This is a genomic window from Lysobacter sp. CA199 (genome assembly GCF_052078715.1).
Lineage (GTDB): Bacteria > Pseudomonadota > Gammaproteobacteria > Xanthomonadales > Xanthomonadaceae > Lysobacter.
Genome location: NZ_JBQJIL010000023.1, coordinates 21,563 through 36,539, shown reverse-complemented (window position 1 = coordinate 36,539; position 14,977 = coordinate 21,563). Strand labels below are relative to the sequence as shown.

The following is a 14,977-nucleotide window of genomic DNA, read 5'->3' as shown; positions in this document are numbered from 1 at the left end:
ACCACATCGTCTCCGACGGTTGGTCGATCGGGGTGATGCTGGCCGAACTGAGTCGCTTGTATACGGCCGACGTGGCCGGCGAAAGCGATCCGTTGCCGCCGCTGCCGATCCAGTACATCGACTACGCACAATGGCAGCGGCAATGGCTGGCCGAAGGCCAGTTGGAGCGGCAGACGGCGTACTGGCGCGAGGCCCTGGCCGGCGCACCGACGTTGCTGGAACTGCCGACCGATCGCCCGCGCCCGCCGCATCAGGACTTCGCTGGCGCAGCGCTGGAGATCGCGCTGGACGCGACGCTGACGGCAAAGCTGAAAGCGCTGAGCCAACGCCACGGCGTGACGCTCTACATGACGCTGCTGGCGAGCTGGGCGGCGGTGCTGAGCCGGTTGTCGGGCCAGGACGAGGTGGTGATCGGCACTCCGATGGCGGGCCGCAACCGGGCCGAGATCGAGCCGCTGATCGGATTCTTCGTCAACACCCTGGCGCTGCGGATCGGGCTGGACGGCGAGCCGACGGTGGCCGAGCTGCTGGCGCACACGCGCCGCCGGGTGCTGGATGCGCAGTCGCACCAGGACCTGCCGTTCGATCATGTGGTGGAAGTGACCAAACCGGCGCGCAGCACCGCGCATACGCCGATCTTCCAGGTGATGCTGGCTTGGCAGAATCAGGACGAAGCGCGCTTGGCGATGCCGGGCGTAACGGCCGAAGGCCTGGCGCAGGAAACCACCAAGGCACGGTTCGATCTGGCTTTGGATCTGGGCGAGCGCGACGGCGGAATCGTCGGTCGGATCAGCTATATGACCTCACTGTTCGACGCGCGGACCGTGGCGCGCTACGCGGGGTACTGGCAGCGTCTGCTGGCGGGAATGGCGCAGGACGAGACGACGGCGGTGGCGCGTCTGCCGCTGCTGGACGAGGTCGAGCGCACCCGCGTGTTGCGCGACTGGAATGCGACCGCCCGGGAGTACCCGGAGACGACGGTGCACGCGCTGTTCGAAGCGCAAGTACGGCGCACGCCCGATGCGGCGGCGTTGATCTGCGAGGACGACACGCTCAGCTACGCCGAACTGAACCGCCGCGCCAATCAAGTCGCCCATCGACTGATCGCGCTGGGTGTGCAGCCGGACGACCGGGTTGCGATCTGCACGGAGCGTAGTCTGGCGATGGTGATCGGCCTGCTCGGCATCCTGAAAGCGGGCGCGGCCTACGTGCCGCTGGATCCGAACTATCCGCCCGATCGCCTGGCGTACATGCTGCGCGACGGCCGCCCCAAGGCCGTGTTGACTCAGGCGCAGGCGTACAAGGCATTGCCGTTGCTGCAAGCCGCACAAGTGCCGATGCTGGTGCTCGACGACGGCAGCCTGGATGCGGCGGACGCGCACGACCCGACGGTCGCCGGCCTGAGCTCGCGCCATCTGGCTTACGTGATCTACACCTCCGGTTCGACCGGCCAGCCCAAGGGCGTCATGGTCGAGCACCGCTCGGCGGTCAATTTCTGGCGCGCGATGGGTCAGACCACGCACCGCGAACTGGCGCCGCAGGCGCGCGTGGCGTTGAACGCGGCGTTCTCGTTCGACATGTCGTTGAAAGGGATTCTGCAGTTGCTGTCGGGCCATTGCCTGGTGCTGGTCCCGCAGGCGATCCGGGCCAACGGCCCGGCGATGCTGGCCTTTATCGACCGCTACCGGATCGAGGCGATGGACAGCACGCCCTCGCAGCTGGAAGTGCTGCTGTCGGCGGGCTTGATCGAGACCGACGGACACCGTCCCACCAGCGTGTACCTGGGCGGCGAACCGGTGGGCCGGCGGATGTGGGAACGGTTGAAGGCCTCGCCGAAGATCCACTTCCACAACATGTACGGCCCGACCGAATGCACGGTCGACGCGACCATCGGCAGCATCCGCGAGTCGTCGGGCGGCCCGGTGATCGGAAAGCCGATCGTCAACACACCGGTGTATGTGCTCGACGCGTATGGCGAGCCGGTGCCGGTCGGCGTGCCCGGCGAGATGTTCCTGGGCGGGGTGCAGGTGGCGCGCGGGTATCTGGATCGTCCGGAATTGACCGCCGAGCGGTTCCTGCGCGATCCGTTCTCGCCGCAGGCCGATGCGCGCATGTACAAGTCCGGAGATCTTGCCCGCTGGTTGCCGACCGGCGAACTGGAGTACCTGGGCCGCAACGATTTCCAGGTGAAGATCCGCGGATTCCGGATCGAACTGGGCGAGATCGAAGCCAGGCTGACGGCGTGCGCGGGCGTGCATGAGGCGGCGGTGCTGGCGCGCGAGGACGCGCCGGGCGAGAAGCGGTTGGTGGCGTATGTGACGATGCAGCACGACGCGGCCGCGTCGGCGGCCGACCTGCGCGGGCAGTTGCTCGCGCAGCTGCCGGACTACATGGTGCCGGTGGCGTTCGTGACGCTGGACTCGTTGCCGCTGACGCCCAACGGCAAGCTCGATCGCAAGGCCTTGCCGGCGCCGGACGATGCGGCCTATGCGCGTCGCGGCTACGAAGCCCCGCAAGGGCGCGTGGAAATCACCCTCGCGACGATCTGGGCCGAATTGCTGAAGGTCGAACGGGTCGGGCGCTTCGACGACTTCTTCGAGCTGGGCGGACACTCGCTGATGGTGCTGCAAGTGCTCGACAAGCTCGCCGCAGCCGGCATCGCGCTGAAAATCCAGGACATCTACCGGTTGGCCACGGTCCAGGCCATCGCGGCCGCGATCGAGGAGAACGCGCAGGCATCGGATGCCGACGAAGACGTCACGATGGAGAACTGGTTGCGCCGACGCGGTTGGAATTTCCGCGCGGAAACCGTCGACGGGCGCCGGGTCCTGCGCCTGTCGCCAGCCACGCCGGCCGACATCGCCGAACTGAAGAGGATCAGCGCATCGCTGACCGGTGCGGACAGTCCGAGCCGGATCTTCATCGACGAAGACCCGATCGCGGTGGCCGTCGAACACGCGCATTTCGATGAGAAAGCGCTTGTCGCGGAACTCGAGGATTCGCTCGCCCGATGCGAGCGCGTCATCCGCGCGGCCGACGTGGCGCAACGATACGCGTTCAGCGAGGTGCAGAAATCGGCGATCGAATGGCACGACCGCATCTCGCAGCACGTCGTGCCGATCCGCGGCTGGTGGTCGGGCGATGAACTGCGCGCCGCACTGGCTGCGCTGATACGCAGTCAGGACATGCTGCGCGCGGCCGCGGACCTGGACGGGCGCGCATGGGACGTGCTCGAACCATCGGCGATCCGCGCACGGGACCTGCCCTGGGTCGATCTTCGCGATCTTACCGCCGCCGATTCCGATGCGGCATGGTCGGCGATCGTCGCGGCGCTGCACCGGGCGCAAGAAACATCACGGCTGTGTCACGTGTGCGTGTTGATATCGCGCAGCGACACGGATCATCAGCTGGTCATGGTGAACGATCATCTGATCACCGACGGCCGATCGTTCGAAGCCATCGCCGACGGCCTGCATCGCGCCTTGCTCGGGGACGGCCCGCTTCAGGACAGTGAGCTGCCGCAGGGCCGTTATCGCGACTTCGTCGATGAATGCGCCAAGCCCCGCGATCCGGCGTTGCTCGAACGGCTGGCGATCGAGCTCGACAACGCGGGCATGGCGGAAACCACGCGGGGAACCACCGCGGCGCTCGTGGCGAAGGCCGCGATGCCCGCGCGAATGGTGGCGATCCGGATGCCGACGGGGGCATCGGACGCCGCGGCCAGCCAAGCCTTCGGTCTGTTCCGGGCGCTGGTTTCGAAAGTCACCGGACTCGAGCGTTTCGCGATGGCGATGACCCACCATGGAAGGCAACTCGGGCATCTGGGTTTCTTCGGCCAGGTCGGTCTGTTCCTGGACAAGATACCGGTGGCGGTGGGCCCGGCGAGCGTGCTCGATGAATCGATCGAGCGAGCCCATCTGCTGCATCGCCAGGGCGTTCGCTTTCTGGACTGGCAGCGCTCCGGCGACGTCCGCGCCGCCGGAACCCTGGCTTCGTCGGACCACGAGATCGCATTCAACTTCCAACAAGCCGCAGGCGCGGGGCTCGACGACTCGCATGTCGACTTCGACGCGCTGCACGCCAAGATCGAAGCCGTTCGGGGCGTCGTGTTCGACGCTTACGCCGGCAAAGAAAGACTCGACGCCCTATTCGTATTCAGAGGAAGCAATGCAATGGTCGAAGAAGTGAACGCCATGATCGCGTCGGCGGGCGGAACGACGCGTAGCGTGATCCCCATCCGTGGCCCGGATCCGACGCAGACCACGGCGTCGCCGGTTTCTTCGACCACGACCCTGACGCCATCGGCCCCGAACGCGGAGGCGGCCATCGTCGTGCACGACCTGTACAAGCGCTATGTCGACGTCGACGTGGTGAAGGGCGTGAGTTTCAGCGTACCCAAGGGCTCGTGCTTCGGCATCCTGGGACCCAACGGCGCGGGTAAGACCTCGTTGCTGGGCATGATCGAAGGCGTCGTGCCGATCACCTCGGGCCGGATCACGATGCTGGGAATGGACGTGGGCACCCAGATCCGCAAGATCCAGCCCAGGATCGGCGTGCAGTTGCAGACCAGCAACTATTTCTTGTTCCTCACCGTCGGGGAACTGATCAATTTCTATGCCGAGTTTCGGGCCGCGACGAACGGAAAATCCAAGCTCAAAGTGCCCGCGAGCCTGCTCGATCGGCTCGATCTCGCCGACAAGATGAAGTTCAAGGTCGACGAGTTGTCGGGTGGTCAGAAGCAGCGATTGTCGATCGCACTGGCGCTGCTCGGCGACCCCGAAATCCTGTTCCTCGACGAGCCCAGCGCGGCGCTCGATCCGCACAGCAGGCGGCACCTGTGGGAGTTCATCGAAGAACTGAAGCAGCGGCGCACCTGCACCATCGTGCTGACCACGCACTACATGGAGGAAGCCGAGCGTCTGTGCGACGAGATCCTGATCATGAATCAGGGCGAGATCGTCGATCGCGGCGACCCGAAGGCGCTGGTGGCCGACTTGAGCGCGACCCAGCAGGTCGTGGTCAAGCTGGAAATCGAAGCGCCCGGCGAAGAACTCGCAAGCGAGATGGCTCCGAAATTCGACGCGACCTGGGACGGCTTCACCGACTCGCTGCGGGTTCCCACCGACGACGTGGCCGGCGCAATCCGCCAGATCCTCACCATCACCGAAGCGCGCGGCGTGGCCGTGCTCGGCATACAGATCGATCGCCTGAATCTGGAAGACGTGTTCTTGAACAAGACCGGCAAGGAGCTGAAGTCATGAGAATGGTATGGGTATTCTTCAAACTGCGCATGTTGCAGTTGAGGTACGACAAAGCCGCGCTGTTCTTCTCCTACGTGTTTCCGGTCGTGCTGCTGCTGGGTATCGGCTATCCGTTGGAGATGGCGGGCGATCACAAGATCAAGGTCTCCTACCTCGAAGCCGAGATCGCTCCGTCCGGGCAAAGCGTGGTCGACGCACTGGCCAAACAGGATCTGGTGCATGTCGCTGCCTTCGTGGGAGAACGGGCGGAGGCCGAAACCGCGCTCAAGAACAACGAGATCCAGCATCTGTTGAAAGCGGCTGCCCCCGCCGGAGGCGGACCGGCGAGCGTGACGGTGGAAAGCAATTCGCTGGAGGAGAACAGGATCGGCGCCATCGCGCTGGCCTCGATAGTGCGCGACGGCGCTTCCGATCCGGCGGCGGTACAAGTGCGTCTGCAGAACGTGGAGGTGAGCCGGCGTTCGTCCTACCTGGCCACGTTGCTGCCGGGCGTGATCGCGATGACCTTGCTGATCATCGGCCTGAGCGGCTTCGGTTCGATCCTGATCGGCGAAGAGAGTCTGGGGTTGTTCAAGCAACTCAAGACCGTGGATGTTTCGCCGACTCCGTTCTTCGCCGGACTGTTCCTGTCGCGCCTGCTGGTCGCGTACAGCGTGGTCGCCGGCATGCTCGCGGTATGCGTGTTCGGACTCGGCGTTTCGCCCGATATCAACTATCCGCTGCTGCTGCTGGTGGTCACGCTGGGAACCGCGACCTACCTCGGCATCGGCCTGATCGTGTTCCTGTTCAGCCGCACGGTGATGGCCTTCAGCGGCATCGTCGGCGTGATCCAGATTCCGATGATGCTGCTGGGCGGTCTGTTCTTCTCGATCAAGATGTTCCCGAAGTGGCTGCAGCCGATCGCCGAGCACTCGCCGCTGGCTCCGTTCACGACGGCCCTGCGCGAGCTGATGTTCGGCGGCGTCGGGTTCCAGAACGTGTCGGTGCTGTATCCGGCGCTGATCACCCTGTCGATCTGGATGGTCGTGATCCTGCTGCTGGCGAGGTGGAGATTCCGATGGTAATCGTCCTCGCTCTCGCCTTACCGCTGACGGCCTTTGTGCAGACACCGGCAGCGTCGCCGCGTCGGCTCAGCCGACAGTGTTCGAATCCGCCGCGGTCCCGTCCCTCCCTTTCCGCAAGCCAAGTGGTCCTGCCGTGAAAATGCGCCCGATGGTCTACGCTGTAACGTTGCTGGGCACCGGCCTGGTATTGGGTCTGTGGCTCGGCGGAAGGCCGGCCAAGTCCGCGGTCACCTCGAACCAAACGACGCCGCCGCTGACGGTCAGCGTGGTCGAGCCCGAGCGCAAGGCGCTGGCCGATGCCATCTCGGTGGTCGGCGCCACGCGCAGCCGCGAGAACGTTCTGGTGGTCCCGGAACTGCCGGGCCTGCAGGTTCAGCGCGTGGAAGCCGAGGTCGGCGACTACGTCCAGGCTGGGCAGACACTGGCGGTGCTCGACGGCAAGGGCGTGGGCATCGCGCGCAACGAGCTGCGCTCGGACTTCGAGCGCACGCGCGGCGAGTACGAGCGCATGCGCAGCTTGCTGCCGCAGCAACTGGTCAGCCTGGAGTCGTTCAAGCAAAAGCAGGCGGCCTTTGAAGTCGCGCGTGCGCGCTACGAGAACGCGCAACTGAGCGTGCAGCGCACGAACGTGGTCGCGCCGGCCGCCGGCTTCGTCTATCGGCGCACCGCCGCGATCGGAACCCTGACCAGCGACACCGTCGCCTTGTTCGAAATTGCGAAAGACGGCGAAGTCGAGATGGATGCCAGCGTGCCCGAAGCGGTGGTCGGACGCCTGAAGCCGGGCATGGTGGCCAGCGTCAAGGTGGCGGGGCGCGCGGATGCGATCAGCGGCGTGATTCGACTGATCACCCCGAATGTGGACAGCGTCACCCGCGCGAGCGAAGTCCGGATCCGGCTGATCGCCCAGGGCGCGATTCCCGTCGGCATCTTCGCCCAGGCGCGGATCGATCTGGCGCAGATCGAAGGCTGGACGATTCCCCGCTCGGCGATGCAGCAAGATTCGATCGGCAGCTATGTCTGGCGCGTGGACGGCAAGGGGCTGGTCACGCGCCTGCCGATCACGCCGACGCTGCAGACCGTCGACACGGTCGTGGTCTCCGAAGCGTTGGGCAAGCTTCGTATCGTCGCCAAGGCCGGGCCGTTCCTGCGCGAAAACGACAAAGTGCTGATCGCCCAGGCGCCTCGCTGACCCGCTGCGCTCTTCGGCTTCGGGTTCGGCAACGGCGCTTCCGCTTCGCTTACTTTTAGGACAGAGATCTTCGAAATGGCATTCAGCTTCTCGACCTGGGCGATCCGCAATCCTGTCCCGCCCATTCTGTTGTTCGTCATGCTCAGCTTGGCGGGCATCGTCGCGTTCATCCAGTTGCCGATCACGGCGATGCCCAACGTGGTCACGCCCGTGGTCAACGTGCTGATCCTGCAACCCGGGGCGACACCCACCGAGTTGGAGGCGGAGACGACGCAGAAAGTCGAAGACGCGGTGGCTTCGATCCCGGGCATCAAGCGGATCATCTCGACGGTGACCGAAGGCCAGTCGATGACCCAGATCGAGTTCAACCTCGATATCGGCCTGGACCGCGCCACCAACGACGTGCGCAATGCGGTGGCGGCGATCCGCCAGAACCTGCCGGCGACGGTGCGCGAACCCATCGTGCGCCGCGCCAGCGATACCGGCCGTCCGGTCGGCATCTACATCGCCGAAGCGCCGGAAATGCCGATGGAGGACCTGAGCCGATTCGTCGACCAGTCGGTGGCGCGCGAATTGCTGTCGCTCAAAGGGGTTTCCCGGGTCGATCGCAGCGGCGGCAGCGACCAGGAGATCTCCATCGTGCTCGACCCCGCGACGTTGGCGGGTTTGGGGATCAGCGCGGCCGACGTCAGCCGGCAGTTGGCGTCCAGCAATGTGAATTCTCCGGGCGGTCGGTTCACGCTGGGCGCGACGGAATACGCATTGCGCACGATCGGCCGGGCCGACAGCCTGGAGGGATTGGCGGCGACCCGGATCGCGGTGCCGGGCGGTCGCGAGGTGAAGCTGTCGGATATCGGCGCGGTCTCGTACGGCCCGTCGGAGTTGCGCAACATCACCAAGGTCGACGGACGTCCGGCGGTGACCTTCATGGTCTACAAGGACCCGTCCGTCAGCGAAGTCTCCGTCGCCAAGGCGGTCAGGGATCGGCTGGAAGAGGTTTCTAAAACGCGCGGCGTGAAGTTCCGCGTGGGCTTCTCGGACATCGATTTCGTCGAGATAGGCTATCGCGCGACGATGTTCAACTTCGCCGAAGGCGCATTGCTGACGGTGCTGGTGGTCTTCTTGTTCCTGCGCGATCGGCGGGCGACCCTGATTGCGGCGGTGACGATCCCCTTGTCGATCATTCCCACGTTCCTGGTGATGCAGTGGCTCGACTTCACCTTGAACATGATCAGCCTGCTGGCGATCACCCTGGTCACCGGTGTGCTCGTCGACGATGCGATCGTCGAGGTCGAGAACATCGAGCGGCACATGCGCGCCGGCAAGTCGCCGCTGCAGGCGGCGATCGAGGCGTCCGACGAGATCGGCCTGTCGGTGATCGCGACCACCCTGGTGATTTGCGTGGTGTTCGTCCCGGTGAGTTTCATGGGCGGTCTGCCCGGCCTCTACTTCCGCCAGTTCGGCCTGACCGTCGCGATCGCCGCGTTCTTCTCCCTGGTGGTGGCGCGCCTGCTGACGCCGATGTTGGCATCGCGGCTGATGAAAGCGCCCCGCGCGGACCATGCGCGAGACGGCGCGATGACCTCGAAATACCTGGCCGTGGTCCAGTGGACGCTCAAGCACCGGATCAAGACGCTGGTGATGACCCTGGTCGGCGTGGTCGCCTCGTTCGGACTGGTGCCCTTGCTGCCGACGGGTTTCATGCCTTACGACGACTACTCCGTTTCCAGCATCAGCCTGGAAGTTCCGCGGGGCAGCACGATCGAACAGACCGATCAGGCGGCGCAGAGAGTCGCGGCCGTGGTCAGCCGCCATCGCGAAGTCGAGTACGTGCTCGCCATGTCCGGCGGAAACGACGGCGCGGTCAACAAGGCGCGGCTGTACGTCAAACTGGTTCCGCCCAGCAAGCGCGACATAAGCGAGCGCGAATTCACCGCACTGGTCTATCCGGAGATCGCGAAGCTGGCCGATATGCGGGTCAGCTTCGACAGCCTGTCGGGGCGCAAGGACGTATCGATCGCGCTGGTCAGCGACGACGATCGCGCCCTCACCCAGGCGGCCGATGCGATCAAGCGCGACATGCAGAAGATTCCGGGTCTGATCGCCGTCGACACCAGCGTCGGCCAGGAGCAGCCGGAAATCGTCGTGGAAATGGATCCGGTCAAGTCCGCCGAATTCGGCATCACCGCGCAGCAGGTCGGCGAGGCCGTGAGCATCTCCACCATCGGCGACGACATCCCGCGTTTGTCGAAATTCAATTACATGAGCCGGGAAATTCCGGTGCGCGTGCGTTTGCCGCGCGAATACGGAACCGATCTGAGCACGCTGCAGAACCTCAAGCTGCGCACCGCCAGCGGCGACAGCGTGCCGTTGGCGTCGGTGGCCACGCTGCGGTTCGGCAAGGGGCCGGCCACCATCGAGCGTTACGACCGCGAGCGTCGGATCGATCTGGAAGCCAATCTGGACGGCGTCGCCCTGGGCACGGCCATGGAGCGGATCAACGCGCTGCCGTCGCTAAAGAACCTGTCGTCGAGCGTGCGGGTGCTAAAAACCGGCGACGCCGAGTTCGTCACCGAACTGATGGTGAGCTTCCTGAAGGCGCTCGGCACCGGACTGTTCCTGGTCTACGCGATTCAGGTCTTGCTGTATCGCGACTGGCTGCAGCCGCTGGCGCGAATGCTGGCGCTTCCCTTGTCGATCGGCGGCGCGTTCTTGTTGTTGTTCGTGACCGGGATGGAACTCAGTCTGCCGGCGCTGTTGGGAATGCTGATGCTGATGGGCATCGCGGACAAGAACTCGATCCTGCTCGTGGACGCCATGCTGGAGCGGATACGGGAGGGCGTGCCCAGATTCGACGCGATCATGCAGGCCTGCCGCGCGCGCGCGCGCCCGATCGTGATGACCTCGGTCGCGATGACCGCGGGCATGGTGCCGTTGGCGTTCGGCGTGTCGCTCGACTCGGCGTTCCGCGCGCCGATGGCCATCGCCGTGATCGGCGGCCTGATTTCCTCGACGGTTCTGAGTCTGATCCTGGTGCCGGTGCTCTTCAGCTTCGTCCACGACATCGAGCTGTGGTTGGCCCGGAAGTTCGGTTCCGGCCGACGCGCGATCGTGCCGAATCCGGCCTGATGCGGACCCATTCGGATCGGCCGCATCCGCCTCGGGGTCGCTGCGGGCCGGAGGCAAAAGGCCGCGATTCTCGCCGGCCCGATGGCCGGCTATCGCTTGGCGGAAACCGTGCGCGGGGCGGTCCATGAAGCAAGAAGCGCGAATCGATCGAAGCACGGCCGAGCTCGAACCTGCGGTTGACGAGCGCGCTGTCGACAAGCGCGCTGTCGACGGGCAGGGCATCGACGAGCACGGCATCGACGTCTGGCTCGCTTTCTACGACCAGATCGATGAAGCCTCGCTCAGCGGGTTTATGGAACTGTTGAATCCAGACGAGCGGCGCAGGCAAGTTCGCTTCCAGCTTCAGGACGATCGCAAGCGCTATCTCGTGACCCGCGGCATGGCCCGTACCGTGCTGTCCCGGTACGCGAACGTCCTGCCCGAGGATTGGACCTTCCTCGCCGATGCCTTCGGGCGTCCACACATCGCCGACCGGCACGGCGACGAAGCGAGCCGCCTGTCGTTCAACATCTCGCATACCCGGGGTCTGATCGCGATGGCGGTGACGTCGCGCCGGGCGATCGGCGTGGATGTCGAACACATTGCCGTGCGACAAGTGTCGATGGGAATCGCCGAACGCCACTTCGCTGCGGAGGAGATCGACGCGCTTGCGCGCATTCCCGAGCACCGCCGGCAGGACCGATTCTTCGAGTACTGGACCTTCAAGGAAGCCTATGCGAAAGCGCGTGGGCTGGGGCTGTCGATTCCGCTGGAGAAGTTCGGCTTCCAGTTCCCGGGCGGCCCCGTGGTGCGTCTGGTCGCCGACCCCGCCTTGGACGACAACGTGAATCGATGGCGTTTTTGGCAGTGCCGCCCCACGCATGACCATCTGTTGGCCCTATGCGCCGACGTGGGCGAGGATGCCGCGCCCCGAGTGACGATACGCAGACTGACGACTTCGTCAGCGCATGCGGTGCTCGATCTGGAATTTTTGAAGACGTCGTGACGAGCCGATGGAGTTCGCTGGCTTGGTTTGACTCGAGCAGAGCGGTCATCGGACGAATCCGACCGCGTTCTCGACGCCGTACATAAGTATCTGTTTTAAGATGGGTCGGTGAACTCGGCGTTTGGTCGCCGCACCAGACGGCGAGGCGATCACTCTCGACAGCTGAGTGCTGATCGATGCCCCGAGTATGGTGAAGTTTCTGAGTGTCTCGGTTAGATGTCGGAGGACGACTGATGATTCGATCGGTGTCGGGCGAGATAAGTGCGCGACTGGCTGGCTGTGAGCGCGAGATTGAAGCGGAAATTCGTTCAATCATCGATGAATGTGCGACGCGAGGTTCCGGCGCACTCGATGAGCCCGCCTTGGCGAAGATAGCCGATGCATGCGCGGTTGCCATGGACAGCGCCTATAAAACGGTAGTCGATGTGTTTCGTGAAAGGAGCTCGGGGCTCGCGGGCCAAGAACTTCGCTTGCTCGATGCCGAGGCGCGCGCTTCTCTGACGGGCCGATTGTGGTCGATATCCCATTTTCCGTCGGCCTGCGCCGATCGCGGCGAAGTGGAAGAAATGCCGGAGTTGGCCGCCAAGCGTAAATTCTTGCTTACGAAAGTCCACCTTGCCTTGGGCTCGAGTGGAAAATAAATCGCACAGGTCATAAGCGCCTGCCTTTGCTCGCTGATAGCGACGAGCTCATCGGTGACTTGATCTTAAGTTCGCCCGTGTTGCGTTTCTGGTAGAGGATTGCCTATGTTCTTCGATGTCTATGTTTCTGGCGAAAAAGTCAAAGCATACGGCCGCGCTGATGCGGATCGGATCAGCATGACGCTGTCTTGGGATGAGTGTGGAATCTCGGTTTTTGCCGCGGCGACCTGCACCGAGGCGGGGGCTCAGTTCCATTACTCATGGAGTCATGCGTTGCCAGGCCCGCAATCGGAAGTTCGGCTCGTACCGGTCGAAGCGACGGATGATGTGGCTGCGCCGGAACGTCGATTCGAAATGGGCAGGGCAAAGCGAAAAGCGTGGGAGAGGAACGTATGCGAGTTCTGCCAGCGCAATGAAACTCAGGTCCCCAAGCTGATCGCAGGAGACACGCACCGCCCGGGGATTTGCTCGGACTGTGTCGATCTGTGTCGAGATATCTTGAGTCAATCATCTTAGTGAGCGTTAGTGAGCGGCCGTTGGAGTTCCAACGGCGCCGGTCGCCCGTTCCAGGCCGCGGGCAGTCGGCCGGATTGTTGAGGCGGATGGGAAAGGGCCGCATCGCGGCCCTTCGTCGCATCGCCATAACCCGAAGCGGGTTCAGCTGGTGCTGGCGCGCGCCTGGATCTGTTCGAAATTGCGGCGTGCGATATCGCCGTCGGCGGCATCGGAAATCTTCAACAAGGTCTCGGCGAAATTCTGCTTCTCGCCGGCCTGGCCACGCACCAGACCCACCGCGAACTGCAAGGTGTTGTTCACCGGCGTGCCGTCGGAGTGATACGCCAGCACCGATACCGAGCTGGTGCCGCCGAAGGTGTCGGCTGCGCTGCGCGTCTGGTCGGAGAGCGCGCGCATCTGATCTTCGCTGAAGGTCAGTGTGGTGGTCTTGTCGGCCTTGATCTCGCCTTCCTGCGTGCGGCCGCCGCTCATCACCCAGTTCAATGCCTTGGCATCGTTCGCGTCGGGCGTGACCTTGATCTGATACGTGCGCTGCGACAGCACCTCGTTGCCCTGCGCGTCGTAACGCTGGGTCACGCTCAGCGGCACGCCACCCGAGTATTGAAGATCCATCTGCATCGAATACGAGCCGTCCGGGTGCGTCGCCTTCACCCACACGCCGGTGTTCTGCGCACCGGCGAAGTCGGCGCTGAGCGGGCCGAGCTCGACCTTGGCGCGGGTCTGCGACGAGTAGTCCTGGCGCTCGATGGTGGCGACATGGCTGACGCCCGGCGTGTTGTGCGCCACTTCGCCGGTCGCGACGAAAGGCGCGTAGGCGGCCTGGCCGTCCGGCGTGGAGATATCGAAGTCGGCAGTGCGCACCTTGGACTGGCCCAGATTGTCCTGGCGGCCCAGGGTCACTCTGGCGCCGTCGATGCCCAGACTCACGCCATTGAACGCCTCGACGGCCTCGTTGGGACCCATCGCCACGCGCACCGTGGTATCGCTGGTGCGCGCCACCGAAAAACTGACGCCGCTGGCATCCTTGACGTTGGTTTCGGTGCCGATGTAACGGAAGGTGCCTTCCATCTTGGTCTGGGTGAACGCCTGGCCGTCCAGCGACACGCTGGCGCCCTTGGGAATGGTGGTCGGGTCGAAGGGGTTGATCTTCTTGGCTTCGGCTTCGGACTTCGCCAGATCCTGCTGACCCGGGAAGGTGACCTTGTAGCGCGAACGGAAGCCGGCGCCTTCGCCCAGTTCCAGATCGATCACGCCCTTGCCCTTGCCGCCGTCCACGCCGGCCGAGACGCTGGCCATGATGCTGCTCTCGGCTTCGCTCACGGTGACTTCGGTCGCGCCGTTCTTGTGCGCGGCGCCCGAGGTGTGCGCGGTATCGGCGCGCACGTTCACTTCGAACACGGCGCCCGGAGCCTTGCCGTCGGGAATGCCGAACGGCGTCGGCCGGTGTTCGTAGGAAGCGGGCGTGCCTTCGACCCCGGCGGAATATTTCACCGTGCCGTCGGCCGGGTTCCAGGTGACGGCCGCGTTGGGCCCGCCCAGGATGAATTCGCTGGTGGATGAGGGATAGGTCGGGTTGAAGTCGCTGGTGATCGGCTCTTCGGTGACGCTCTGCGAAGCGGCCGGGATATTGAGCACATCGCCGTAGTAAATGGGGTCGGCACCGGTGGTGGCGGCTTCGTCGCGGCGGGCCTTGTCCTGGAAGATTTCAGGATTGGCCGCGCGCAAGGCCTGCGGGGTGATGCCATAGCGCTCGGCGATGCTGTTGACCGAGGTATCGACGCTGACTACGTGGGTGGTCGGCTGGTTCTGCGGCACGATGGCCGGTATGTATGGGCCGCCGTCTACTGAAGGGATATTCACAACGATCTCCGAGCGATCCTGGACTTGGCGCAGATGGATACAGATAGACCAGTCTAAGCAATGTCACGCGACCGTAAACTAGCGTTCACCCTAGGTCGTTGGGGGGCGTTGTGCGGCGCGATAGCGCCAGAAGACCTCAAAGTACGAAAAAACCCGGCGCCCGACCTGGTGCGGCCCCGAGCCAGGCGCATCAGTCCGGGTCCAAGTCCGGCCGGCCTTGGACAGCGATGCGACGACGGCAGCTGTCGTGCCGTTCCCGGAATCTTCGCCGGGATGTCGATCCGGCCCTTGCTCGTACGTCGTCAAGAAGAGTCCCCCGCAATGAGGGGCGA

At 64.5% G+C, this 14,977-nt stretch carries 8 protein-coding genes; 7 read left to right on the top strand and 1 reads right to left on the bottom strand.

Going from position 1 to position 14,977, the window contains the following annotated elements; translation table 11 throughout:
- The first annotated feature begins 5 nt into the window (after positions 1–5).
- The 7 genes from ACTOWJ_RS28930 to ACTOWJ_RS28900 all read left to right on the top strand — a co-directional run bounded on the left by ACTOWJ_RS28930 (position 6) and on the right by ACTOWJ_RS28900 (position 12,785).
- Positions 6–5,261, top strand: coding sequence for an amino acid adenylation domain-containing protein (locus ACTOWJ_RS28930; RefSeq protein WP_441338102.1), 5,256 nt, complete (start codon positions 6–8; stop codon positions 5,259–5,261).
- Complete coding sequence (locus ACTOWJ_RS28925) at positions 5,258–6,325, top strand: ABC transporter permease (RefSeq protein WP_441338100.1); 1,068 nt, start codon at positions 5,258–5,260, stop codon at positions 6,323–6,325. Before ACTOWJ_RS28930 ends, ACTOWJ_RS28925 begins: the two co-directional genes overlap by 4 nt.
- 139 nt (positions 6,326–6,464) lie before the next feature.
- Positions 6,465–7,514 carry an efflux RND transporter periplasmic adaptor subunit gene (locus ACTOWJ_RS28920; RefSeq protein ID WP_441338101.1) on the top strand — a complete coding sequence of 350 codons (1,050 nt, stop codon included), beginning with the start codon at positions 6,465–6,467 and terminating at the stop codon, positions 7,512–7,514.
- 75 nt (positions 7,515–7,589) lie between these two features.
- Positions 7,590–10,643 carry an efflux RND transporter permease subunit gene (locus ACTOWJ_RS28915; RefSeq protein WP_441338099.1) on the top strand — a complete coding sequence of 1,018 codons (3,054 nt, stop codon included), beginning with the start codon at positions 7,590–7,592 and terminating at the stop codon, positions 10,641–10,643.
- 124 nt (positions 10,644–10,767) lie between these two features.
- Complete coding sequence (locus tag ACTOWJ_RS28910; RefSeq protein WP_441338098.1) at positions 10,768–11,628, top strand: 4'-phosphopantetheinyl transferase family protein; 861 nt, start codon at positions 10,768–10,770, stop codon at positions 11,626–11,628.
- A gap of 233 nt (positions 11,629–11,861) precedes the next feature.
- On the top strand, positions 11,862–12,269 hold the full coding sequence (locus ACTOWJ_RS28905; protein WP_441338097.1) for a hypothetical protein: 408 nt from the start codon (positions 11,862–11,864) through the stop codon (positions 12,267–12,269).
- 105 nt (positions 12,270–12,374) lie between these two features.
- Entirely contained in the window at positions 12,375–12,785 is a 411-nt protein-coding gene (locus ACTOWJ_RS28900) for a ClpX C4-type zinc finger protein (protein ID WP_441338096.1), read from the top strand.
- Positions 12,786–12,926: 141 nt separating this feature from the next.
- Here ACTOWJ_RS28900 and ACTOWJ_RS28895 read toward each other — a convergent pair whose 3' ends face one another.
- Positions 12,927–14,645, bottom strand: a complete 1,719-nt coding sequence (locus ACTOWJ_RS28895) for a LysM peptidoglycan-binding domain-containing protein (RefSeq protein WP_441338095.1) — start codon at positions 14,643–14,645, stop codon at positions 12,927–12,929.
- Between the last annotated feature and the right edge of the window lie 332 nt (positions 14,646–14,977).